Source organism: Amycolatopsis lexingtonensis, from assembly GCF_014873755.1.
Taxonomy (GTDB): domain Bacteria; phylum Actinomycetota; class Actinomycetes; order Mycobacteriales; family Pseudonocardiaceae; genus Amycolatopsis; species Amycolatopsis lexingtonensis.
The window spans coordinates 5,761,139-5,784,016 of the sequence record NZ_JADBEG010000001.1; the positions used below are offsets into that span (position 1 = coordinate 5,761,139).

21 protein-coding genes are annotated in these 22,878 nt (G+C 70.8%); 10 read left to right on the forward strand and 11 right to left on the reverse strand.

All coding sequences use genetic code 11. The features are described 5' to 3' along the window. Positions 1-190 precede the first annotated feature (190 nt). Positions 191-1,207, forward strand: coding sequence for an autoinducer 2 ABC transporter substrate-binding protein (locus H4696_RS25880; RefSeq protein WP_086864099.1), 1,017 nt, complete (start codon positions 191-193; stop codon positions 1,205-1,207). Here H4696_RS25880 and H4696_RS25885 read toward each other — a convergent pair. The 3 genes from H4696_RS25885 to H4696_RS25895 form a co-directional block, all read right to left on the reverse strand. Further along, a complete protein-coding gene (locus H4696_RS25885) occupies positions 1,204-2,772 on the reverse strand; it encodes an esterase-like activity of phytase family protein (protein WP_086864098.1) in 1,569 nt (522 codons plus the stop codon). The genes H4696_RS25880 and H4696_RS25885 overlap by 4 nt on opposite strands. Before the next feature lie 92 nt (positions 2,773-2,864). Further along, complete coding sequence (locus tag H4696_RS25890) at positions 2,865-4,142, reverse strand: DUF6923 family protein (RefSeq protein WP_192782537.1); 1,278 nt, start codon at positions 4,140-4,142, stop codon at positions 2,865-2,867. Beyond that, positions 4,139-4,903 carry a bestrophin-like domain gene (locus H4696_RS25895; RefSeq protein ID WP_086864351.1) on the reverse strand — a complete coding sequence of 255 codons (765 nt, stop codon included), beginning with the start codon at positions 4,901-4,903 and terminating at the stop codon, positions 4,139-4,141. The genes H4696_RS25890 and H4696_RS25895 overlap by 4 nt, the downstream gene beginning before the upstream one ends. A gap of 410 nt (positions 4,904-5,313) precedes the next feature. Here H4696_RS25895 and H4696_RS25900 point away from each other — a divergent pair, with 410 nt between their 5' ends. The 3 genes from H4696_RS25900 to H4696_RS25910 are packed head-to-tail and all read left to right on the forward strand — an operon-like array spanning position 5,314 to position 9,115. After that, positions 5,314-6,717 (forward strand): family 2B encapsulin nanocompartment shell protein, encoded by a 1,404-nt coding sequence (locus H4696_RS25900; RefSeq protein ID WP_192782538.1) that lies wholly within the window; start codon positions 5,314-5,316, stop codon positions 6,715-6,717. Positions 6,718-6,719: 2 nt separating this feature from the next. Beyond that, positions 6,720-8,108, forward strand: coding sequence for a family 2B encapsulin nanocompartment shell protein (locus tag H4696_RS25905; RefSeq protein WP_192782539.1), 1,389 nt, complete (start codon positions 6,720-6,722; stop codon positions 8,106-8,108). Then, on the forward strand, positions 8,105-9,115 hold the full coding sequence (locus tag H4696_RS25910) for a polyprenyl synthetase family protein (protein ID WP_086856419.1): 1,011 nt from the start codon (positions 8,105-8,107) through the stop codon (positions 9,113-9,115). Before H4696_RS25905 ends, H4696_RS25910 begins: the two co-directional genes overlap by 4 nt. A gap of 182 nt (positions 9,116-9,297) precedes the next feature. Here H4696_RS25910 and H4696_RS25915 read toward each other — a convergent pair whose 3' ends face one another. Continuing rightward, the gene (locus H4696_RS25915; protein ID WP_086856420.1) at positions 9,298-10,422 is read right to left on the reverse strand and encodes a CapA family protein; all 1,125 of its coding nucleotides are present in this window, start codon (positions 10,420-10,422) and stop codon (positions 9,298-9,300) included. Between the two features lie 368 nt (positions 10,423-10,790). On the opposite strand from H4696_RS25915, the gene H4696_RS25920 reads away from it, so the two are divergent. The 5 genes from H4696_RS25920 (at position 10,791) to H4696_RS25940 (ending at position 16,228) form a co-directional block, all read left to right on the forward strand. After that, positions 10,791-11,765, forward strand: coding sequence for a substrate-binding domain-containing protein (locus tag H4696_RS25920; protein WP_086856421.1), 975 nt, complete (start codon positions 10,791-10,793; stop codon positions 11,763-11,765). A 68-nt stretch (positions 11,766-11,833) separates the two neighbouring features. After that, positions 11,834-13,372 (forward strand): sugar ABC transporter ATP-binding protein, encoded by a 1,539-nt coding sequence (locus tag H4696_RS25925; RefSeq protein ID WP_086856422.1) that lies wholly within the window; start codon positions 11,834-11,836, stop codon positions 13,370-13,372. Further along, a complete protein-coding gene (locus tag H4696_RS25930) occupies positions 13,369-14,394 on the forward strand; it encodes an ABC transporter permease (RefSeq protein ID WP_086856423.1) in 1,026 nt (341 codons plus the stop codon). Before H4696_RS25925 ends, H4696_RS25930 begins: the two co-directional genes overlap by 4 nt. Positions 14,395-14,409: 15 nt before the next feature. Further along, positions 14,410-15,078: a FadR/GntR family transcriptional regulator gene (locus H4696_RS25935; protein ID WP_086856424.1), complete on the forward strand. Its 669-nt coding sequence runs from the start codon at positions 14,410-14,412 to the stop codon at positions 15,076-15,078. Positions 15,079-15,211: 133 nt separating this feature from the next. After that, the gene (locus tag H4696_RS25940) at positions 15,212-16,228 is read left to right on the forward strand and encodes a glycoside hydrolase family 88 protein (protein WP_225955807.1); all 1,017 of its coding nucleotides are present in this window, start codon (positions 15,212-15,214) and stop codon (positions 16,226-16,228) included. Between the two features lie 60 nt (positions 16,229-16,288). Here the strand turns inward: H4696_RS25940 and H4696_RS25945 are convergent, their stop codons facing one another. From H4696_RS25945 to H4696_RS25970, 6 genes are all read right to left on the reverse strand, one after another. Continuing rightward, positions 16,289-17,602 carry a DNA polymerase IV gene (locus tag H4696_RS25945; protein WP_086856426.1) on the reverse strand — a complete coding sequence of 438 codons (1,314 nt, stop codon included), beginning with the start codon at positions 17,600-17,602 and terminating at the stop codon, positions 16,289-16,291. Position 17,603: 1 nt separating this feature from the next. After that, entirely contained in the window at positions 17,604-17,915 is a 312-nt protein-coding gene (locus tag H4696_RS25950) for a transcriptional regulator (RefSeq protein ID WP_086856427.1), read from the reverse strand. Further along, positions 17,912-18,532, reverse strand: coding sequence for a hypothetical protein (locus tag H4696_RS25955; RefSeq protein ID WP_086856428.1), 621 nt, complete (start codon positions 18,530-18,532; stop codon positions 17,912-17,914). The genes H4696_RS25950 and H4696_RS25955 overlap by 4 nt, the downstream gene beginning before the upstream one ends. A gap of 46 nt (positions 18,533-18,578) precedes the next feature. Then, positions 18,579-19,310: an ABC transporter permease gene (locus H4696_RS25960; RefSeq protein WP_086856429.1), complete on the reverse strand. Its 732-nt coding sequence runs from the start codon at positions 19,308-19,310 to the stop codon at positions 18,579-18,581. Continuing rightward, on the reverse strand, positions 19,307-20,206 hold the full coding sequence (locus H4696_RS25965) for an ABC transporter ATP-binding protein (protein WP_086856430.1): 900 nt from the start codon (positions 20,204-20,206) through the stop codon (positions 19,307-19,309). Before H4696_RS25965 ends, H4696_RS25960 begins: the two co-directional genes overlap by 4 nt. Positions 20,207-20,349: 143 nt before the next feature. Beyond that, positions 20,350-21,921 carry an alpha/beta hydrolase gene (locus H4696_RS25970; protein ID WP_249026841.1) on the reverse strand — a complete coding sequence of 524 codons (1,572 nt, stop codon included), beginning with the start codon at positions 21,919-21,921 and terminating at the stop codon, positions 20,350-20,352. 133 nt (positions 21,922-22,054) lie between these two features. On the opposite strand from H4696_RS25970, the gene H4696_RS25975 reads away from it, so the two are divergent. Beyond that, entirely contained in the window at positions 22,055-22,459 is a 405-nt protein-coding gene (locus H4696_RS25975) for a hypothetical protein (RefSeq protein ID WP_143264920.1), read from the forward strand. On the opposite strand, the gene H4696_RS25980 is transcribed toward H4696_RS25975, so the two are convergent. Further along, positions 22,444-22,833, reverse strand: a complete 390-nt coding sequence (locus H4696_RS25980; RefSeq protein WP_086856438.1) for an effector-associated constant component EACC1 — start codon at positions 22,831-22,833, stop codon at positions 22,444-22,446. The two genes, H4696_RS25975 and H4696_RS25980, sit on opposite strands and share 16 nt — an antisense overlap. Positions 22,834-22,878 lie beyond the last annotated feature (45 nt).

Sequence of the window (22,878 nt, forward strand, 5' to 3'; positions counted from 1 at the left end):
GCGTCACAGTCGTCACCCACTGTGGTGAATACCGCCGAGCAGGCGATCTCCCCCGCGTTCACCCCGGAGCAGAACTCACTTCCGTAACCCTTTGCGCACATCCCGTTGACCTCCGTTACGCGGGGCCTTACCGTTCGCCCTTGGTCTCCACGGTGCGCAGGCCGTCCGAAAGTCGTGAGGAATGGGTGGGATGCGAGGGCCGACGAAGACCTTCCGGCTGGTCGCGACGCTGGTGCTGGGTGCCGTGCTCGCCCTCGGGGGCTGCTCGGACCAGCTGAAGAGCGCGCCCGCGCCGGCCCCGGCCCGGATCGCGTTCGTCCCGAAGATCGGCCGCATCCCGTACTTCGAGGCGATGGACACCGGCGGGCAGGAAGCCGCGAAGCAGCTGGGCGTGACGTGGTCCACGACCGCTCCGGCCAGCGTCGACCCGGCCGCCCAGGTGAGCATCCTGCGCGAGCTGATCGCGCAGAAGGTCGACGTCATCGCCGTGGCGCCCAACGACCCGGCCGCGCTGGCCGAGGTCATCGGCGAGGCCAGGGCGAAGGGCATCCACGTGCTGACCTCCGACACCGACGCGCCGGGCACGCAGCGTGAGGTGTTCGTCAACCAGGCCACCGCCAAGGGCATCGGCACCGCGCTCGTCGACGCGCTGATGAAGAAGACCGGCGGCGCCGGCCAGTACGCGATCGTCTCCTGCGGCCCGGCCGCGGCGAACCTCAACGCGTGGATCGCGGTCCAGAAGGACTACGCGGCCGCGCAGTACCCGAAGGCCCAGCTCGTCGAGACCGTGTACGCGGGCGAGGACCAGGACACCGCGACGAACCTCGCCAAGGAGCTGATGGCCCGCCACCCCGGCCTAAACGGGCTGATCGGCGAGTGCACCACGTCGGCGCCGGGCGTCGCGAAAGCCGTGCGGGACACGGAGAAGATCGGCCAGGTGTTCACCGTCGGCGTCGGGACGCCGCAGGCGATCAAGCCGTACCTGCTCGACGGTTCGTGCTCGCAGTCGGTGCTGTGGAACGTCGAGTCGCTCGGCTACCTCACCGCGTGGACGGCGAAGCAGGTCGCCGACGGCAAGCCGCTGCAGCCGGTCAACAAGGTGAGCCTGGAGTTGCCGGCGGTGAAGTTCGACGCCCCGTCGAAGACCGTCCTGCTGGGCGATCCGCTGCTCATCACCGCCGACAACGTCGACCAGTTCAAGTACTAGCGCACGTCGATGGTGACCGTGGCGGTGCTCGTGGCCGCCGGGAGCCGGGTCGTGTCGACGGCCAGATACTCGCCGTCGTCCTGACGGCCGTCCGGCAGCGTCTTCGGGTGCAGCGCGTACGGCGGCGCCGTGTTCGTCACGCCGTCGATGCCGAAGTCGTTGTCGTTGCTGATCACGAGCGTGCGGCCGCCGTCGGTGGTCGCGACGCCTTCGACCTTGTCGTGCCCGAAGAAGCCGCCGCTGGGGTCCAGTCCGGTCACCAGGGCGCCGAGATCCAGGTAGAGCTTCTTCGAAACCGGCTTGATGCCGGCGGCGGCCAGGTCCGCGGTCGCCTGGGCCGTGGTGTCCTTGCCGACGTAGGCGTCGATGCTCTTGCCGCCGACGAGCACCCCGCCCTTGACGGCGTCGTAGCCCGCCGCCCGCGGGCCGACGTCGGTCGCGCCGGTCAGGTCGATCTCGTACAGCTTCTTGAAGGCGCCCGGTTCCGGCTTGCCGTCGCGCTCGTCCACCAGGAACCGCGTCGCCGACAGCGCGGTGATCTCGCTGACCGCCGTGCTCGTCGTGTCCGGGTCGTCGAGCAGGTAGAGGTATTCGTGCGTGGCGCGGGTCGGCAGGTCGACGGTGACGATCCGCAGCGTGGTCACGTTGCCCGGCTTCTTCGTCAGGTCCGGCTGCTGCAGCGCCGACTGCATGACGCCGACCAGCGTCCGGCCGTCCGGGGTGAGCGCGAGCCCTTCCATGCCCTTGTTCGGGACGCGGTACTTCAACTCGCCCGGCAGCGAACCGTCATACGGGGAAAGGCGTTCGAGCGCGCGGCCGTCACGGCCGAAGTGCGTGAGGAAGGGGCCGTACTCGTCGGACACCCAGAACGTGCCGTCGCGCCCGGCGACGAGACCTTCGGAGTCGTAGCCGTTCGCCGACTTCGGCAGGACGTTGCCATCGAGGTCGACGATGGTCTCGCCGGTGTCGGCGAGCGGGCTGACCTGGCCGTTGTACGGCGTGCCGTCGGCCGCGCGCAGCGGGATCGCCTGCTCCAGCACGGCTTTCCCGCCGCGTAACCGGAACTTGCCGATCGCGGGCGTGAACGCGGGCAGCGGCTCGATCTTGCCGCCGCCGGGCGCGTCGACGTTGGGGCCGCGGTCGGCGAGGCCGTAGAACTCGTCCCGGGAGCCGGGCACCGGTGTCAGCGCCGAACCGTAGGCGCCGCCCTTGATCTCGACCCCGCCGATCGTCGCCAGCGGCGGCAGGGACGTCGGGTAGAGCTTCACCGCGTCGGAAACGGTGTAGGTGAAGGAATCCCGGCCGGTGAAGCCGGGTGCCGGGGTGTAGCGGAAGGTCCCGTCGGCGCCGATCGACACCGTCCCGTGCGCGGCCGGCGTGTGCCGCACCACCGCCGTGGCGGACCGGTCGTTGCCGAGCACCTCGCCGCGCAACGGCTGTCCCGCGCGGACGCGGTAGTGGTCGTCCTTCGCCCGCGGGCCGTGGTCGTGGGCCGCGGCCGGTCCCGCCGCCACCAGCGGCAGCGCCAGGACCCCGGCCACCAGGGCGATTCGTACCCGCTTCATCCGGTTTCTCCTCCTCCGGCGCGTGGATCGCGCCGGAGGAGGAGTCTGAGCGGCCGAAGTGGACAACGGCCGTCTTCGAGAAGGCCGTGGCGTTAACGGTGCCGCCGCCCGTGCGCGGCCGCCGCTCCGCCGCCGAGCACCAGGATCAGGGCGGTCAGGCCCCAGCGGCGTTTCTCCTGGGTCCGCTGCCCGGTGTCGTCGACCACGGGTTCCGGTTTCTCGGTCGGCCGCGCGTGCGGTGTCGTCGGCGGCGGCTGTTCCGGTGCCGGGGTCGACGCCCGGGGCCGGACCACCGGCGCCGGAGCGGGTGTCGGCGTCGGAGCCGGAGCGGCGGGCTGCTCGACCGGGGGTGGTTGCGACGGCGGCGGCGGTTCCGGCGCCGGAGTGGTCGGTGACGGTGTCGTCGGGGGCGGGGCCGGTGTCGTGGACGTGGCCGGCGGGGGTGACTCCGGGGACGACGTCGTGGGCGGCGGGGGCGGTGGTGGCGGTGGTGGCGGTGCTTCGGCGAAGCAGCCGGCCGCGTCCCCGCTCACCAGCACCGGCCCGGTCGCGACCTCGACCGCCGGGCCCGAGCCGTCGCGCGGCAGCCGGTAGGTGACGCTGCGCTGCCCGTCGCGGTTGGCTGTGGCGTAGATCGCTCCGGGCCCGAGCACGACCGACCCGTACGCACCGCCCTGGGGGAACCGCAGCCCGGGGACCGGCACGACCTTCCCGGTGGCCGGGTCCAGCGTGACGACCGAGGTGCCGCCGCGCGACGTCGTCGAGACGCCGTAGAGCAGCCCGTCCGCCGGGTCGTAGGCGAAGTCGTCGACGCCGACGGCCAGCGAGACCGGCCGCAGTGGGGTCCGGTGCACCACCCGCAGGTAGTCCTGGGTCGCCGGGCTGATGTCCACTGTGTACAGATCGCTGTCCTGCCGGACGTACCAGCGGTTCCCGGCGATCGCGCCGGCGGTGGCGCCGGTGACCAGGCTCCACACCGGACGCGTCGCGCCCGCGCGGCCGATCACCCCCAGATCGGTCACGGTGCCCTGGCCGTCGATCCGGACGGCGTGCGCGCCGTGGTCGTACCGGCCGCGGCGGGTGCCGTCGGCGACGCCGTAGACGACGTCCTGCGCGGCGGAGTAACCCATCGCGTTGATCCAGTACCCGGCCTGGGTCAGGCGTTTAGTCGCGCCGCCGGGCAGTTCCAGCAGCCGCAACCTCGTCGGGGCGCCGCCGCGTTCGTTTTCCGCCTGCAGGATCGTGCAGCGGTCCGGCGCCTGGGCCACCGGCCGCCGGGACGGCGCGAGCCAGCCCGTCGCCGCCAGCAGCGCCGAGACCGCCGCGGCGACGCCGAGCATCGCCGCCCAGCGGGCTCGCGAGCCGGTCAAACCAGCCGGTCCAGCACCGTCGTGAACGCCTCCGGCGACACTTTCGCCCCGCCGCTGAACGGGTTCTGCAGTTCGTGGATCGCGAAGAGCAGCAACGTGATCGTGCCGGCCAGGGTCGACACGATGATGACGTGCGCGGCCAGCCGGGTGCCGCCGAACAGGTTGGGCAGCAGGATCGCGGTGATCAGGCTGCCGAGGATCAGCGCGAACCAGACGACCGCGCCGACGCCGCCACCGCCGGAGTTGGCCAGCCGCTGCTGGCGGGCCTGGTAGACCGACCAGAGCTGGTTGCTCGCCTCGGTCTTGCGGTCGATTTCCCAGTCGCCGTCGACTTCGGCGGCCGCGACCGCCTGGCGCATCTGGTCGAGCTGCGTCCAGCCGGTCGCCGGGATCGCGCCGCCGTCGGCCAGGCGCGGCCACTCCTGCTCCTCGACCGTGCGCGCGTAGGCGACGGCGAGCTGGTGCACCCGGTCCTTCGTCTCACCGGGCAGCGCGTCGGCCGCCCAGGTGGCCGCGACCAGGCTGTCGGCCTCGGTCTGCGCGTCCCGGCTCGCGGAGCCGACCGAGTCGAACAGCGAGATGAGCACGAACGCGACCAGCACGGCGTGCAGCCCGCCGACGATGGTGAACACCTGGCCCGCGGCGTCGTTGTTGTCGGGCCGGCCTTCGTCCCAGCCGAACCGGCGGACCAGGTAGGCGATCAGGCCCCCGACCAAGGCCGCGCCGGCCACCCAGAGCGCACCGGCCACGAAGATGTTCATCCACGTCCTTTCCCCACCGGGGTTTTCCACCACCGGAGCCGCCCAAGTTAGTCACACGTTTACGGCCCGACAACCGTACATTGTTCGATTCATCCGGGTGGCCTCACCCTGGCCCGGTTTGTCGCCGATTCGGCCCAGTTCGCACCTCCCGGACCGCGGCGTTCACTGCGCCCGGCAACCGGCATTTCCCCTTACGAGCTGGGCACTTCCCGACCGGGTGACGGCCGCACACCCGGGGTGACCAAGCCTCCGCCGCCGGGTGGCGGAAATGGCGAAGCCCGCCGCGTCAATCGACCCCGGTGACCCGATCGTGGCATTGTGCGGTGGCACGGCGTTGCTATGTTGATTTCGCGACTTTCGCTTGACCGCGCGAATTTGGCTCCGACGCGAATGATGGGTGGTTTTTCGTTGTGACTGTCACCGACCCGGTGGAATCCGAGCAGGCACCCCTGAGCCTGGGCCGGGCCGCCGCCCGCACACTGGCGACGACAACCAAGTCCGTCCCCCAGATGCAAGGCATCTCCACCCGCTGGCTGCTCAAAGCCCTCCCCTGGGTCGACGTCGCCGCCGGCTCCTACCGCGTCAACCGCCGCCTCTCCTACTCCGTCGGCGACGGCCGCGTCACCTTCACCACCACCGGCGCCACCGTCCGCGTCATCCCACCCGAACTCGGCGAACTCGCCCCCCTACGCGGCTACGACAACGAAGACGTCCTCACCGAACTCGCCGGCCGGTTCACCCAGCAGCACTACGACCCCGGCGACGCCCTCGTCGAATTCGGCTCCCCCGCCGACCAGGTCTTCCTCATCGCCCACGGCAAAATCACCAAAACCGGCACCGGCGCCTACGGCGACCACACCGTCCTGGGCACCCTCGCCGACGGCGACCACTTCGGCGAAACCACCCTCACCCACACCGACGGCATCTGGGAATTCACCGCCAAAGCCGTCACCGCCTGCACCGTCCTCACCCTCCCCCGCGCCGCCTTCGACGACGTCCTCACCCGCGCCGAAACCCTGCAAGCCCACCTGGAGTCCTACCGGGCACGGGGGTCGGCGGCCAGCAACGACCACGGCGAAGCCGAAATCTCCCTCGCCTCCGGCCACGACGGCGAACCCCACCTGCCCGGCACCTTCGTCGACTACGACACCCAACCCCGCGAATACGAACTCTCCGTCGCCCAAACCGTCCTGCGCGTGCACTCCCGCGTCGCGGACCTCTACAACCAGCCGATGAACCAGATCGAACAACAACTCCGCCTCACCGTCGAAGCCCTCCGCGAACGCCAAGAGCACGAGCTGGTCAACAACACCGACTTCGGGCTGCTGCACAACGCCGACTTCGCCCAGCGCATCCCCACCCGCACCGGCCCACCCACCCCCGACGACCTCGACGAACTGCTCACCCTGGTCTGGAAAGACCCCGGGTTCTTCCTCGCCCACCCCGCCACCATCGCCGCGTTCGGCCGCGAATGCACCAAAGCCGGCATCTACCCCGCCTCCGTCGACCTGGGCGGGCACCAGGTCCCCGCCTGGCGCGGGGTCCCGATCCTGCCCTGCAACAAGATCCCGGTCTCGGACACCCGTACCAGCTCGATCATGCTGATGCGCACCGGGGAGCAGGCCCAGGGTGTGGTCGGGCTGCACCAGACCGGGTTGCCGGATGAGTACCAGCCGGGGCTGAACGTGCGGTTCATGGGCATCAGCGAGCAGGCCATCATCTCCTACCTGGTCTCGGCCTACTACTCCGCCGCGGTGCTGGTCCCGGACGCGCTGGCGGTGCTGGAAAGCGTCGAACTCGGCCGGGAGAGCTGACCGTGACCCTCACCGACGAACCGTCGGTGCAGCTGTCCCTCGGGGTTGCCGCGGCGCGGACCCTGGCCACCACCACCAAAACCCGCCCGCAGATGCGGAGCATCACCCCCCGCTGGCTGCTCTCGCAGCTGCCGTGGGTCGAGGTTCCCGCGGGGAGTTACCGTGTCAACCGGCGCCTGACCTACACCCTCGGTGACGGGAAACTCTCCTTCTACACCACCGGCACCCGCGTCCACGTCGTGCCCGCCGAACTCACCGAACTCGCCCTCCTGCGCCACTTCAGCGACGAGGCCGCGTTGGGGGCGCTGGCGGAGGCGTTCGAGCAACGCGAATACGACCCCGGCGCGACCCTGTTCACCGAGGGCAGCCCGCTGGACATGGTGGTGCTGATCGCGCACGGGAAAGTCACCCGTCACCGCACCGGCCCCTACGGCGACGAGGCCGTCCTGTCCACCGCCACCGACGGCGACCACCTCGGCGCCGACCTCCTCACCCGTGACGACGCCACCTGGGACTTCACCGCCCGCGCCGCCACCCGCGTCATCGCACTGGTGTTGCCCGCCCCGGTGTATGCGCGGCTCAACGGGCGGCTGGAATCGTTGCGCACCCACGTCGCCGAAGCAGCTACCCGGCCGCGGAAGCCGCAGAACACCAAAGGCGAAGCCAGCATCGACCTGACCGCCGGGCACGACGGGGAACCGCTGCTGGCCGGGACCTACGTCGACTACGACCCCGCACCCAGGGAGTACGAGCTAGCGGTCGCGCAGACCGTCCTGCATGTCCACAACCGGGTCACCGACCTCTACAACCAGCCGCACAACCAGCTCGAGCAACAACTTCGGCTGACGGTGGAAGCGTTGCGGGAACGCCAGGAACACGACCTGATCAACAACACCGACTTCGGGCTCCTGCACAACGCCGGACTCAAACACCGACTCACCACCCGCAGCGGCCCACCGACACCGCTGGACATGGACGATCTGCTGTGCCGGCGGCGGAAAACCAAGTTCTTCCTCGCCCATCCGCGGGCGATCGCCGCGTTCGGGCGGGCCTGCACCGCCCACCGGGTCTATCCGGACACCGCCGTGCTGGACGGGAAACGCGTGAACGCCTGGCGCGGGGTGCCGATCCTGCCCTGCGACAAGATCCCCGTCACCGACACCGGAACCACCTCGATCCTCGCGATGCGCACCGGGGAAGACGACGCCGGGGTGATCGGGTTGCGGCCCAAGGAACTCCCCGACCAGCACCAGCCCGGGTTGAACGTGCGGCTGATGGGGACCGGCGACCGTGCCGTGACCTCCTACCTCGTCTCCGCCTACCACTCCGCCGCCGTGCTCGTCCCCGACGCGCTCGGCGTGCTCGACGACGTGGAGGTCGGGCTCGCATGACGACGATGGACGCACGTACCGCGGCCCGTCCCCTCGCCGACGTCCTCGCGTGGAGCAAGGGGCTGGTCGACCCGGCGCTGCGCGCCACCGCGGACCGGCTGCCGGAGGTGATGCGGCGCGTGGCCGGCTACCACTTCGGCTGGTGGGACGCCCAGGGCACGCCGTCGGTGGCGGACGGCGGCAAGGCACTGCGGCCCGCGCTGGTCCTGCTGTGCGCGGAGGCGGCGGGCGGCGATCCGGCGGACGCCCTGCCCGCGGCCGTCGCGGTGGAGCTCGTGCACAACTTTTCGCTGCTGCACGACGACATCATGGACGGCGACACGACCCGCCGTCACCGCCCGACGGCGTGGACGGTGTTCGGCACCGGCCCCGCGGTGCTCGCCGGGGACGCGTTGCTGAGCCTGGCGTTCGAGGAACTCACCCCCGACGGCGCGAAGCTGCTGTCCCAGGGCGTACTCGCGCTGTTGGAAGGCCAGGCCGCCGATCTGGACTTCGAGCAGCGCGACGACGTGACGCCCCCGGAGTGCGTCCGGATGGCCACCGGCAAGACGGCGGCCCTGATCGGCGCGGCCTGCGAACTCGGCGCCCACCACGGCACCCGGGCCCCGGACCCGTTCGGCGCGTTCGGCCGCGCGGTCGGCCTGGCGTTCCAGCACGTCGACGACCTGCTCGGCATTTGGGGCGACCCCGCCGAAACGGGCAAGCCGGTGTACTCGGACCTGCAGAACCGCAAGAAGTCCCTCCCGGTGGTGACGGCCCTGTCGTCGGGCACCGAGGCGGGTGCGGAACTGGCGTCCCTCTACGACGGCACGGATCCCTTGGACGACGCGGCCCTGACCCGCGCGGCTTCGCTGGTGGAGTCCGCGGGCGGCCGCCAGTGGAGCCAGGCCCAGGCGTCGGCGCTGGTGGCGAAGGGACTTCGGGAGCTGGCATCGGTCAACCCGGTCCCCCGCCCGGCGGCGGAGCTGGCCGCACTGGCGCGGCTGATCACGACCCGGACGCACTGAGAACACGGGAGGAATGGCTCGGCGCGCGGGTTGGGCGCGCCGACGGGGTAGCACGTGCGGTCGGCGCGGCCGCACGTGCGAGCGGCCCGGCCCAGGCGACGGGGTGCCGCCTGGGCCGCGCCGACGCGCGAAGTCAACGAGGCTGCATCCCGCCGCAGTGGCGAAGCCCGGCCCCGCCCACGTCACTTGCCCGGGCGGGTCAAGCCGTCCTTGTCCGCGGCCAAGCTCAGGATGTTCTTGTCCGTGTCCGACAGAGCCTTCGTGACCTGCGCCGATACCGGAGCAGTCGACAAGTCGACCAGCCGGATCGGATCGTCCAGCTTGATCAACGTAGGCACATACTCCGCCTTGTCGACCTTCCACCGATCCCCGTCACGCACGAACCGGAACCGCGCCGCCGCCCCCTCCTCGGTGTCGCCGCGAGGCTCGGAATGCCGGGCGATGCTGTTGCCCAGCCCATAAGCCACCCACTTGTCGCCGAGCTTCTCGAACGGCTGGACCACGTGGGCGTGGTGACCGATGATCAAGTCGACGTCGTCCGACGCCAGGATCTTCTTGGCCTGCGACCGCTGCTCCGCCGTCGGCTCGTGCTGGTACTCGACACCCCAGTGCAGGCTCGCGATCACGACCTGCGCCCCCGCCTCGCGCGCCTTGCGCGCCGCCGACAGGACGTCGTCCACGTCGATCTGGTTGGCCAACCACGGCTTGCCGGCCGGGACCTTGATGCCGTTGAAGCCGAAGGCGTACGACACCTGCGCCACCTTGACGCCGTGGACGTCCATGATCAGCGGTTTCGCCGCTTCCGCCGCCGACCGCGCCGAGCCGGTGTGCTTGATGCCGGTGGCGTCGAGCTTGTCCAGCGTCCGCTTCACCCCGTCGGCGCCCTGGTCGATCGTGTGGTTGGACGACGTCGAGCACGTGTCGTAGCCGGTGTCCTTGAGCGCGTCCGCTATCTCCGGCGGCGCGCTGAACGACGGATACCCGCTGTAGGGCCCGCCTTCCGGCGCCAGCGGCGTCTCGAGGTGGCAGATCCCGAGGTCGGCGCCGGAGATCAGCGGCTTGATCCCGGCCAGCAGCGGCCGGTAGTCGATCTTGCCGCCGCCGTCGGCCTGTGCCTGCTCGGTCAGCGCCGGGTGGATCAGGACGTCGCCGGTCGCGACGACGCTGAACGAACCGTCCGGGGCCGCGGCCGACGATGACGCCGTCTCCGGGAACGGTGTCGGGGCCGGGCCGGATTGCGGCGGGCTGCTGCAGCCGGCCACCAGGACGGCGAGCCCGGCGAGCGCGGCGACGCGGTGCTTCGTCATCGGTCCCCTCCTGATGTCGTCCGGCCATCCTGCCAGCCGGGCGAAACCGGCAGAGACGGCATCCCGGTCATCGACAACTCCCACCACAGTCGACAACACCGATCAGAACATTCGCACAGGACAAAACCGGACAACGCGCAGCCCAGCAGGGAAAAAATACGATAAATGACCCCTGCTAATGCCACGATGCAACTACGGAGAGTAGGTCTCGCTCCGCTAACTGCGCCTTGACGCTCCACGAACGGGTGTTTTGTAATACCAGTCACTCGGAAGTAACCGAGCCGCAACACTCGTCCCCGGTCCCATGGGAGCACTCGATGTCCACATACCCGCACAGGTCTCGGACCTGGAGCGCTGTTGGTTGTTGTTTGATTTCCGGTGTCCTGATGGCTTCGTGCTCCTCCGGCAAAGACACGGCGGCACCGCAGCAGCAGGCTCCGGCCACCGGCAAGATCACGCTGTACTACCTGCAGAAGCAGGGTGACCAGCAGTACTTCGTCGAGCAGGCGCAGGGGGCACAGGAGAAGGCGAAGGAGCTCGGCGTCGAGCTCAAGGTCGTCAACCTCGGCCAGGACGCCAACAAGGCGATCACCGAACTCGACGCCGCGGTCGCCCAGGGCGCCAACGGCGTCGCCATCGTCGTGCCGGACCAGGCCATCGGCCCGCAGGTGATCGACAAGGCCAAGAGCGCGGGCATCCCGCTCATCGCCTCCGACGACGTCATCAAGGACGGGACCGGCGCGAAGGCCCCGTTCGTCGGCTTCAACGGCAGCCAGATGGGCGACTCGGTCGGCACCGAGGCCGGGAAGCTGTTCAAGGCCGCCGGCTGGACCGCCGCCGACACGAAGATCATCAGCGCGTACAAGCAGGATCTCACCGTCTGCACCGACCGCGTCAACGCCGCCAAGGCCGCCTTCCAGAAGTCCGGCGGCGCGGACGTCCCGGTGATCGACGTCGGCACCGACAACTCCCCCGTCGACGCGCAGAACCGCTCCGGCGCGGTGATCGGCTCCAACCCGGGCGTCAAGCACTGGGTCGTCTGGGGTTGCAACGACGAGAACGAAACCGGCGTCGTGACCGCGCTGGCCAACTCCGGCGTGCAGGCGAACAACATCATCGGCGTCGGGCTCGGCGCGTACCTCACCTGCAAGGACTGGGCCGCGGGCAAGGACACCGGCAACAAGTCCGCGCTCTACATCTCCGGCGCCGAGGTCGGCCGCTCGGCGATCCAGGTGCTGGTGGACAAGGTGAAGAACGGCAAGGAGCTGCCCGCGGAGACGATCGCGAAGACCACGATCGTCAACAAGGACAACTACAAGCAGGCCGGCGTCAACTGCACCTGACCGAACTCCCGGACCCGGCACTTTCACGTGAAAGTGCCGGGTCCGGGCTCGACCGCCGAAGGGCGACCATGTCCTCCTCTTCACCCGCGCTCGCCGTCGAGGGCATCGGCAAGCGCTTCTCCGGGGTCACCGCCCTCGACGACGTCTCGCTGGAGTTCCGCGCCGGCGAAGTCCTCGCGCTGATGGGCGAAAACGGCGCCGGGAAGTCGACGCTGCTGCGCGTCCTCTCCGGCGACCAGGGCCCCGACGACGGCCGGCTCCTCCTCGACGGCACCGAGGTCGCGTTCGACACCCCGCGCGCGGCGATGGCCGCCGGGGTCCGCGTGATCTACCAGGAACCCGAGATCATCCCGCACGTTTCGGTGGCGGAGAACGTCTTCGTCGGCGAACTCCCCGCGAAGGGCCGGGTCTTCAACCGCCGCACGCTCTTGAAGGCCACGCACGACGCCCTCGTCGAGTACGGCTTCGAGGGCGTGCTCAACCCGGCCACGCTGGGCGTCGCGCTCTCCGCCGCGCAGCGCCAGCTCGTCGAGATCCTGCGCGTGCTCACCGCGGCCACGCCGCCGAAGGTGATCGCCTTCGACGAGCCGACGTCGTCGCTGTCGGAGCACGAGGTCGAGGCGCTGTTCCGGCTGATCGGGCGGCTGCGCGACAGCGGGGTCGCGGTCGTCTACGTCTCGCACCGGATGAAGGAGATCTTCCAGCTCGCCGACCGCGTCGCCGTGCTGCGCGACGGCAAGCTCGTCGGCGTCCAGCAGGTCGCCGAGACCGACGAGCCCGGCCTGGTCCGGATGATGATCGGCCGCGACCTCTCGGCGCTGGAGCGCCGCGTCACCCAGGACACCGGCGACGTCGTGCTCAAGCTCGACGACGTCACGACCGACGACGTCACCGGCATCTCGCTGCAGGTGCGCGCGGGCGAGGTCGTCTGCCTGGCCGGGCTGGTCGGCGCCGGGCGCTCGGAGCTGGCCCGCGCGATCGTCGGCGACCTGCCGATCCGGTCCGGGACGGTGGAACTCGCCGGGAAGCGCCTTCGCGCGCACAACCCGGGTGACGCCGTGAAGGCGGGCATCGGCTTCGCGCCCGAAGAGCGCAAGACGGACGCGTTGCTGATGCAGCGGTCCGTGCGCGACAACATCTCCATCTCGGTCCTGGACCGCCTTCGCCGCTTCCGCGTCGTGAAGCGCGCGAAGGAACGCGCGCTCGTCGAGGAGTACGTGCGCGAGCTTCGCGTGCGAACGCCGTCGATGGAGCAGGAAGTCCGGAAGCTCTCCGGCGGCAACCAGCAGAAGGCCGTCCTCGCGCGCTGGCTCGCGCGGCGGCCGAAGCTGCTGATCCTCGACGAGCCGACGCGCGGGGTCGACGTCGGCGCGAAGGCCGAGATCTACCGGATCATCGACGGCCTCGCCGCGGAAGGCATCGCGCTGCTGGTCATCTCGTCCGACCTGCCCGAGGTGCTGACGCTCGCCGACCGCATCCTCGTGATGCGCGCCGGGCGCCTGGCCGGTGAGATCGGCCGCGAAGAAGCGACCGAGGAAGCCGTGCTGACCCTCGCCATCCCCGAAACCGAACCAGCCGTGGAAGAAGCCCAGGAGATCGGCGCATGACCACCCCCACCAAGGAAACCTCGGCCCCCGCCGCACCCGCGCAGCCGAGCGCCGCACGCCGGGTGCTGACCGGCATCGGCGTGCAGAACTCGAGCCTGATCATCACGCTCATCGCGCTGGTGATCCTGCTGAGCGTGCTGAACGAGAACTTCTTCCGCACCAACAACCTGCTGCTGATCGGCAGCGCGATCACCATCATGGGGCTGCTGGCCCTGGTGCAGACCCTGGTGATCATCCTGGGCGCGCTGGACATCTCGGTCGGCTCGATGGCCGGGCTCGCCTCGGTCGTCTCGGCGATGGTGTTCACCTCGACCGGCAACTCCGAGGTCGGCATCCTCGCCGCGGTCGGCGTCGGCATCCTCTGCGGCCTGGTCAACGGCATGATCATCATCTTCGGCCGGGTCAACCCGGTGGTCGCGACGCTGGCGATGCTCGCCACCTACAAGGGCATCGCGCAGGTGATCTCCGACGGCAAGGCGCAGGGCTACACCGGCGGCGACGACCTGTTCATCTTCCTGGCCAAGGGGTCCGTGCTCGGGCTGCCGTCGCTGGTGTGGGTGTTCCTGATCGTCGCGGCGCTGCTGCACTTCCTGCTGAAGTACACCGACATCGGCCGCAACGTCTACGCCATCGGCGGCAACGACACCGCCGCGCGGCTGGCCGGCATCAACATCAACCGGTACATCATCGGCGTGTACGCGCTGGTCGGCGTGGTCGCGGCGATCGCGGGCGTGCTGATCACCGCGCGCACCGGCTCCGGCCAGCCGACGTCCGGCTCGGAAGGCCTGGAGCTGCAGGCCGTCACCGGCGCCGCGCTCGGCGGGACGATGCTCAAGGGCGGCCGCGGCTCGATCATCTCCACCGTGCTCGCGGTGATCATCCTGGGCGTGCTCGACAACGGCATGTCCGGGCTGGGCATCAACCCGTTCTGGCAGAACGTCGCGCACGGCGCCCTGCTCGTGATCGCGGTGGTGCTGCAGCAACTGCGCAGCGGGGAGCGCCGCGTCGGCCTGCCCGAGTAGCGCGGGCGGGCGGCGGTGAGCGGTCCACGGAGCCTGCACGCGCGCATCGTCGACGAACTGGGCAGGCTCATCGTCGAAGGCGTCCTCGGGGACGGGCAGCCGCTCGTCCCCGAGGAGCTCGGGCGGCGCTTCTCGGCGTCCCGCACGGTGGTGCGCGAGGCGCTGCGCGTCCTGGAGTCCAAGGGCATGGTCACCGCGCGCCCGCGGGTCGGCACGTGGACGCTGCCGCCCGAGGCGTGGGACGCGATCGACCCGGACGTCATCGCCTGGCGCGTCAACGGTCCCGACCGCCTCCGCCATCTGCGCGAACTGCTGGAGCTGCGGCTGATGCTCGAGCCCCAGGCGGCGAGGATGGCCGCACAGCACCGGCGTCCGGACGAGCTTTCGGCGATGGCCGCGGCGTACGAACTGATGGCGGACGCGGTCGAGCGGTCCGACGCGGTGGCGTTCCGGGACGCCGACTCGCGGTTCCACGCGGCGCTGATCCGCGCGTCCGGGAACGCGTTGATCGCGCAGCTGCAGGTGCCCGTCGTGGCGGCGTTGCGGGCGCACGGCGAACCGATGGAGCTGGTCGCGCATTCCCGCGTGCTGACGCTGGTGCTGGCTAAGAACGCCGACGGGGCCGAAGCCGCGTCGCGCAGATTGCTGGAAACCGTTGCGCCGTACCGCTCACCGGCACCTTGACACGTCCACCGGGAAGCGCTTCACTCGCTGCGGATGACCGCCGCCATGACGTGCTGAGGAGGACGCTTCCATGCGTTTCCCGGGAATTCGCGGCTTTGGCGTGCTCGCGGCCGCGGCCCTGGCAGGCGGTCTGTTGACGGCCCCCGTCGCTGCCGCTGCCGTTTCCTGCGCCGTTTCGGACGAGATGGTCGCCGCGGGCAACTACTGGGCCGCGAACGGGACGAACCCGGCCCCGGCCGACTGGCAGAACGCGACGTTCCACGTCGGCAACCTGGCCCTGGTCCGGACCACCGGCCAGTCCAACCACAAGACGTACCCGTGGGCGCAGGCGAACGGCTACCAGCTGCCGTCCGATCCGAAGCGCCCGTTCTTCCCGGACAACCAGGCAGCGGGCGAGGCGTACCTGGACCTGTACACCTACTTCCACCCGGAGATCCCGCTCGACTCGATCCGCACGCGGATCCGTGACGAGGTGGCGTCCGTGCAGGCGGGGCACCGCGATTACTGGAACTACGTCGACGCGCTGAACATGGCGATGCCGTCCTTCGCCCGGATGGGCCTGATCGACCACGATCCGTCCTATTTGGACGCGATGGACCGGCTCTTCCGGACGTCGGAACACAAGCTGTACCACGAGTTCACCGGGTTGTGGTACCGCGACGAGCGGTTCAAGGGCTCGGGCGTGTTCTGGTCGCGCGGCAACGGCTGGGCGCTGGCGGCGCTGACGAAGGTGCTGCAGGTCCTGCCGTCCGACGACCCGCGACGGCCGGAGTACCTGCGGGTGTTCAAGAAAATGGCGTCGACGCTGGCACTCGCCCAGCGCCGCGACGGCTTCTGGAACGCGGACCTGCTGAACCCGTGGAACCACGGCGGCCCGGAGACGAGCGGCACGGCGTTCTTCACGTTCGGCATCGGCTGGGGCATCACCGCGGGCATCCTGGACGCGGCGCGGTACCGCCCGGTGGTGGACAAGGCGTGGACGGCGCTGTCGACGAAGGCGTTGCAGCCCAGCGGTTTGGTCGGCTACGTCCAGCCGGTGGGCGACCGCCCGGCAACGGCGAAACCGACGGACACCGCGGCCTACGGCGTCGGCGCGTTCCTGCTGGCGGGTCAGGAAGTGGCCAAGCTCCAGGGCTGCCCGGCGGAGTAGACCAAAGTCCGTGAATGCCACATCGAGGGACTAAGTGTCCGTGAATGTGGCATTCACGGACTATCGACGCAGGCAGTCGCCGGGGTCGCCGCGGGTCAGGGCCGGGTCGGACTGGGGGAAGGTGCGGGCCACGCCGGGGCCGGACGAGCGGTGCTCGAACCGGACCGTCACGCGGCCGTGGCCCGCGCCCTGGACCCAGCCCGTGCCGAACTCCTCGTGGACCACGTCATCACCCTGGCGCCACTCCGAAGGGGCCGTGGGCGCCGGGGTCGCCGCCGTGACCACCGTCGACGTCGAAGGGACCGGAGGGGCGGCCAGGGTGAACAGGGCGTCCTGGTGCGGTACCGAAAGGCCGCTGTAGGCCACGCCCGCCAGCCGGATGCCGCCGAACTCCGCCGGGTCCAGCAGCAGGCGCTCCGCCGTCGCCGCCAGTTCGGCCAGGTCGTCGGTCGGGGCGGAGATCGTCTCCGACCGGGTCACCGTGTGCATGTCCGTGTGCCGCAGCTTGATCACCACCGTCCGGGCCACGCGCTCGGCCTTGAGCAGCCGCTGGTGCGCGCCGGCGGCGATGCGCCGGACCTCCGCTTTCAACGACGGCAGGTCCTTGATGTCGGTGTCGAACGTCGTCTCGGCGCTGACCTGCTTGGTCTCGGCGCGGCCGGCCACCGGGCGGTCGTCAGCGCCGGTCGCGAGGCGGCGCAGGTCGCGGCCGACCACGCCGCCGAGGGTCGCGACCGCGTCCTGTTCGGACAGTGCCGCCAGCTGCCCGAGCGTCTGGACGCCGATGAACCGCAGCTTGCCTTCGGCGACCGGGCCGATCCCCCACAGCGCGCGCACCGGCAGCGGCGCCAGGAACTCCCGCTCGGTGCCCTGCGGCACGACCAGCAGCCCGTCCGGCTTGGCCTCGTCGGACGCGATCTTCGCGATCTGCTTGCCGTTCCCCGCGCCGATCGACGCCACCAGGCCGGTTTCCGCGCGGATCCGCGCGCGCAGCGAGGCGCAGAACTCCGTGACCTCGTCCAGCGAAGCACCGACGAGCGACGGCGGTTCGGCGAAGGCTTCGTCGAGCGAGATCTTCTCCAGCACCGGCGCCACCGCGGAGACGACGGCGAACACCTCATGGCTGAGCCGCTCGTAGACGCGGAACCGCGGCGGCACGATGACGCCGTTCGCCGGCAGCAGCCGCCGTGCCTGCGCCATCGGCATCGCCGACTTGATGCCGAACGCGCGGGACTCGTAACTGGCGCCGGCGACGACCCCGCGCGGGCCGAGGCCGCCGACGAGCACCGGGCGCCCGGCCAGCGTCGGACGGGTGAGCTGCTCGGCCGAGGCGTAGAAGGCGTCCAGGTCGAGGTGGATCACCCAGCGGGCCACGTCAGTCCCCGCCGGTGGCGTCCAGCAGCTGGTGGAGCGCCTTGGTGTAGCTCTCGAACGCCGCGCGCCCGGCCGCGGTGAGCCGGACCAGGGTGACCGGCGTGCGGTGCTCGTAGGCCTTGGTGATCTCGACGTACTCGGCGTCCTCGAGCTTGCGCAGGTGCGTCGAAAGGTTGCCCGCCGTCATGTCCAGGAGCTGCTGCAGCCGCGGGAAGGTGATCTGGTCGCCGGTGCGCAGCCCGGCCAGCGCGACGGTGACCCGCAGCCGGGCCTGGGCGTGGATGACGGGGTCGAGCTGCGGCAGTTCGCTCATCGGCGCCGCTCGCGGGCGAAGTACACGATCGAGGCGAGCAGGAACCCGCCACCGCCGCAGATCGTGAGCACGAGGAAGTTGTGCGGGTAGCCCACGAGCACGCTCAGCGCGGCCGACACGATCATCCACGCGCCGAGGCCGTACATCAGCTTGTCCTGCCAGACCATGCCACCCGCCAGGTACATCACCCCGGTGAGCAGCAGCCAGGTGCCCGACCACAGCAGCGACACCTGGTCCGCCGAGAGCACCTGGAACCACGTGATCCGGATGTCGACGACCATCAGCCCGAGCGCGGAAAGCGCCCAGCCGTAGCCGTACATCGCGCCGACCGTCCGGGACGGCCCGCGGATGCCGCGGCCGGAGCGGATGCTGGTGTAGGTGGTGTAGGCCATGGCCCCGAGGAACAGCACCGGGACGACGACGGCGCCGGCGACCCAGCCGGGCACCGCCGTCCAGAACCGCGTGGTGCCGTAGGTGAAGCCCCAGCCGACGATCCAGGCGAAGGCCCAGGCCGCGAGCATCCGCGCCGGTCCCCCGCCGAATTCGCGCTGGTTGCGCCGGGACTGCCGGGCGATCAGGTCCAGCGACTCCTCGGCCGACATCGGCTCGTCTTCCACCCGCTCCGCCCTCCTCCCGTGCACCTGCACGGAAGCTAACACGCACTCAGAGCCGGGCCGTGTCCAGCCGGAACCGCCGCACCACGATCAACGCCGGGACGACCAGCCAGCCCGCCAGCACGAGCACCGCGACCCACGTGCCGGACGCGTGCGTCAGCGGGTCGAGACCGACCCGGCGCAGCCAGTAGGTCGGCACGAAGTGCGCCACCGTCGCCATCCAGCCCGGCAGGATCTCCAGCGGGATCCACAGCCCGCCGAGCATGCCCAGCGGCATCATCAGGGCGCCGGTGACCGCGCCGACCGTGTCGCCCTTGCCGAACAGGCCGATGGCCAGGCCGAGGACGGCGAACGGGAGGGTGGCCGCCCACAGGAACACCAGCTGACGGCCCCATTCGGCCGGGGTGAGCGGTTCCCCGCGCAGGAAGCCGACGAAGAAGATCGCCAGCAGCACCGGCAGGGCGACGGCCATCGCCGACGCGACCTTGACGGCGAGGTAGCCGGGGCCGCGCATCGGCGTGAGCCGCAACTGCCGCTGCCAGCCGTCCGTGCGTTCCTGCGCCACCCTCGTGCCGGTGAACAGGGCGCCGCCGCTGGCGCCGTACGCGGCCATGCCGATCATCGTCTGCGTGCTCGAGTGCAGGCCGTTGTCCAGGACGTAGTCGCCGAAGATGGCCCCGAAGAGCAGGTACATCGCGACCGGCATGCCGATGGTGAAGATCGTGAACTGCGGGCTGCGGACGATCCGCTTGATCTCGAGGCTCAGGTAGGTGGTGTTCACGCGGCGGCCTCCTCGGCGGTGAGCGCCAGGAAAGCCTCTTCGAGGCCCAGCGCGGTGATTTCGATGTCGGACGCCGCCGGGTGCGCGGCGAGCAGGGCGCGGACGGCGGCGTCGGAGTCGGCGCAGGCCAGCTCGGAGCGGCCGGCGCGCAACTGCACGCTCGTGACGCCGGGGAGCGCGGCCAGCTCGGCTTCCGTCGCGCCGGGCACGACGGCCTTGAGCACGCGGCCGGACACCGCGGCCCGGACCTCGGCGACCGGCCCGTCGGCGACGACGAGGCCGTGGCGCATCAGCACCACGCGGTCGGCGTAGTCCTCGGCTTCGGCGAGGTAGTGCGTCGCGAACAGGACGGTCCGGCCGGTGGCGGCGAACTCACGGATGGCCGCCCAGAACGCCCGCCTGCCGTCGACGTCCATCGCGGCGGTGGGCTCGTCGAGCACGAGCAGCTGCGGGTCGCCGGCCAGCGCGAGCGCGAACCGCACGCGCTGCCGCTCGCCGCCGGAAAGCTTGCCGCAGCGGCGTTTGACGAGGTTCGTCAGGCCGGCGCGGGCGAGCACCTCGGCCGCGGGCAGCGGCTTCGCGTGCGTCGAAACGATGAGGTCGACGAGCTCGCCGACCGTGGCGTCCGGCAGCAGCGCGCCGTTCTGCATCATCGCGCCGACCAGCCCGCGGTCGACGGCCTCGCGCGGGCTGCCACCCGCGACGGTCACCTCCCCCGCGTCCGGCTCGGTCAGGCCGAGCAGCATGTCGACGGTGGTCGACTTGCCCGCGCCGTTCGGCCCGAGCAGCGCGACGACCTCGCCGCGCGCGACCTCGACGGACACGCCGCCGACCGCCGTGACCCGGCCGAACCGCTTGGTCAAGCCGTGGAGTGCGAACGCCGGTCCCCCAGTCATGGCGTCCTCCTTTCGTGGACTTTGCGTTTCAAACTCGATGGTGCACTTTGTAACACAAAGTCCACGGACCTTCAAAGCCCGTGGCACGAAAACGGGGTGCCGGGCAGTGTGCCCGGCACCCCGTTCCTCAGGGTTTCCGCAGGTCAGCCGGCGAACCGCCCGGCGACCAAGCCCTGCGTCGCGGCGACGTCGGCCTTCGCGGCGGTCGGCGCCGGCGGCGTCGGCTGCGGCAGCGGCGCGCACTCGACGTCGGCGGTGCGGCCCGGCTTGCGGGCCGGGAGCGCGCCCGTCGCCAGGTAGTCGGCGATCTTGGTGTCGACGCAGGCGTTGCCGCGCGGGGTGATCGCGTGGCTGGTGCCGCCCGGCTCCGCGATCAGCGAAGCACCCGGGAACCGGCTGCGGACCTCGAGGCTGCCCTCGTACGGCGTCGCCGCGTCGAGCGTCTCGTCGATCATCAGCACGCTCTGCACACCGCGGCCGTCGACCTTGGTCGGCTTGCCTGCCTTCGCGGGCCAGTACAGGCAAGGCGCGTTGAACCAGGCGTTCTGCCAGGTGAAGTACGGCGCCTTGGCGAAGGTCTTCCAGTTGTCGCGCTTCCAGGTGTTCCAGCTCTGCGGCCACTGGACGTCGGTGCACTGCACGGCGAGGTAGACCGCGTAGCCGTTGTCGTCGCCGCGGCCACCGAAGGCCTCGAACAGCGTCTTCCAGTTCTGCCAGTCACCCTTGTTCACGAACCGGGACAGCGCGTCGCCCAGCAGCGTCCACCGCAGCTGGTAGTAGCTGGCCTGCTGGATGACGTCGAGGATCTCGTCCGGGCCGATCACGCCGCCGGCCGGGTTGAACGACGTCTTGAGCAGCTGCTCGTTGACCACGTGCTGCACCGCGGACTGCGTCTTGCCGAGGTGGTAGACGTCGTCGTGCTGGGCGAGCCAGCCGAACCAGATGAGGATGTTCTGGTCGAAGGCGATGTCCTGGTTGAGGTTGTCGCCGTACCAGACGCCGCGCGGGTCGACCGTCGAGTCGAGCACCATCCGGCGCACGTTCTGCGGGTACAGCGTGCCGTACACCTGGCCGAGGTAGGTGCCGTAGGAGTAGCCGTAGAAGTTGAGCTGCTTCTGGCCGAGCGCCTTGCGGATGGAGTCCATGTCCTGGACCGTGTCGGTCGTCTTCATGTTCTCCAGCAGGGCCTTGGAGTTGTTCTTCGCGCAGGCCTCGGCGTACCCCTTGGAGCGATTCAGCCAGGTCTTCTCCAGCTGCGGCGTGAACGGCACGTACTGGGGGCGGTTGTAGTCCATGTAGTTCGGGTCGCAGCTCAGCGCCGGCTTGCTGGCGCCGACACCGCGCGGGTCGAAGCCGACCCAGTCGTAGGCGTCCCCGGCGTGGTTGGGCACGCGCGGCCCGCGGGTGGCCAGCAGCAGGCCGGACCCGCCGGGCCCGCCCGGGTTGGTGAGCATGACGCCCTGGTACTGCGCGTCGGCGACCTTGTGCTTGACCCGGCTGACGGCGAGCTGAACCTGCTCGCCGTCCGGCTTGCGGTAGTCGAGCGGCACCCCCAGGAACCCGCACTCGGCACCGGCGGCGACCAGCGTCGGATCGGTGCACGCACCCCAGGCGATCGACGCCGCCTTCGCGGGCGCGGCACCCGCGGCCGGCGCGGCCACGAGCGTCGACGCCACCGCGGCGGCGGCGACCAGGGCAAACCTGGCACGTCTCACTGTTTTCTCCCTTTCCCCTGCGACTTCGGGCGGGTGAACCCTAGTCCCGGACGCGCTTTTCGGGCAGGTACGAAGGGGCAGGGCCCTACTAAAGGCGGAAATCGGGTGCACCGGACGACCGGGGTGCCGTACGGTGGCCGGACAGTCCTTTGTGGAGCAACGGGAGGAGCGCCGGATGCTCGCCCCGGACGACGTGGTCCGCGACTTCGCCGCCGGTGCGCCGGATCGGGAAGCCGTCGCGTGGATCGGCGCGGTGACCTGGTCGATGTCGGACGATGGAGGCGCGTACCGGGTACTGGTGACCGCCGCCGACGGGACCGCCTTCGGCTTCGCGGCCCGGCGCGACAGCCCGGCGCTCGCGCTGTGCGACGTGGCGGACCGGTTCCAGGACTTCGTGGCCGACAACCTCCGGGTCGGGCTCCCGCCGGTCCCGGGCACGGCGCGGCCCGCCGTGCCGGCCGTCGTCGGCGGCGAGGCGTGCTGGACCGACGCCAAGACCGGCTGGCGGTGCCCGATCGGCGCTTACGCGGCCCCCTGAGCGTGCCGCCGGACGAAGGCGTCGATCAGCTCCTGCCGCTCCGCCGACGTGGCCCGCTCCAGCTCCACCGTGTCCCCGTCGATCGTCACCTTGATCCGGTGCTTGCCCGCCTGGCGGCCGAGCCACTCCTTCAGCGTCTCCACCAGTCCCGGGAACACGCCGCCGGCCGCGCTGAACGCCACCACCAGGGAACCGATCGTCACCGGGTCCGCGGCTTTCGCGCCCGGCGGGAGCTCGCCGGGCGCGGCCAGCAGGTCGACGTCCAGCTCGCCCAGCTCGGCGCGCAGCCGGCGGGCGAGCCGGTCGAGTTCCTCCTCGTCGGCCCCGCCCTCCCCTTCGAGCCGCACCAGCGCCCGGGTGTCCGGTTCGGTCATGCGCGCCATGGTGCGCCCGGCCGGATCCCGAATCAAGGTCCGTTC

Excerpts from the sequence above, each read along its gene's own strand:
- H4696_RS25880 (WP_086864099.1), top strand. The coding sequence starts at position 191 with ATGCGAGGGCCGACGAAGACCTTCCGGCTGGTCGCGACGCTGGTGCTG.
- H4696_RS25885 (WP_086864098.1), bottom strand. The coding sequence starts at position 2,772 with ATGAAGCGGGTACGAATCGCCCTGGTGGCCGGGGTCCTGGCGCTGCCG.
- H4696_RS25895 (WP_086864351.1), bottom strand. The coding sequence starts at position 4,903 with ATGAACATCTTCGTGGCCGGTGCGCTCTGGGTGGCCGGCGCGGCCTTG.
- H4696_RS25910 (WP_086856419.1), top strand. The coding sequence starts at position 8,105 with ATGACGACGATGGACGCACGTACCGCGGCCCGTCCCCTCGCCGACGTC.
- H4696_RS25915 (WP_086856420.1), bottom strand. The coding sequence starts at position 10,422 with ATGACGAAGCACCGCGTCGCCGCGCTCGCCGGGCTCGCCGTCCTGGTG.
- H4696_RS25925 (WP_086856422.1), top strand. The coding sequence starts at position 11,834 with ATGTCCTCCTCTTCACCCGCGCTCGCCGTCGAGGGCATCGGCAAGCGC.
- H4696_RS25930 (WP_086856423.1), top strand. The coding sequence starts at position 13,369 with ATGACCACCCCCACCAAGGAAACCTCGGCCCCCGCCGCACCCGCGCAG.
- H4696_RS25950 (WP_086856427.1), bottom strand. The coding sequence starts at position 17,915 with ATGAGCGAACTGCCGCAGCTCGACCCCGTCATCCACGCCCAGGCCCGG.
- H4696_RS25965 (WP_086856430.1), bottom strand. The coding sequence starts at position 20,206 with ATGACTGGGGGACCGGCGTTCGCACTCCACGGCTTGACCAAGCGGTTC.
- H4696_RS25980 (WP_086856438.1), bottom strand. The coding sequence starts at position 22,833 with ATGACCGAACCGGACACCCGGGCGCTGGTGCGGCTCGAAGGGGAGGGC.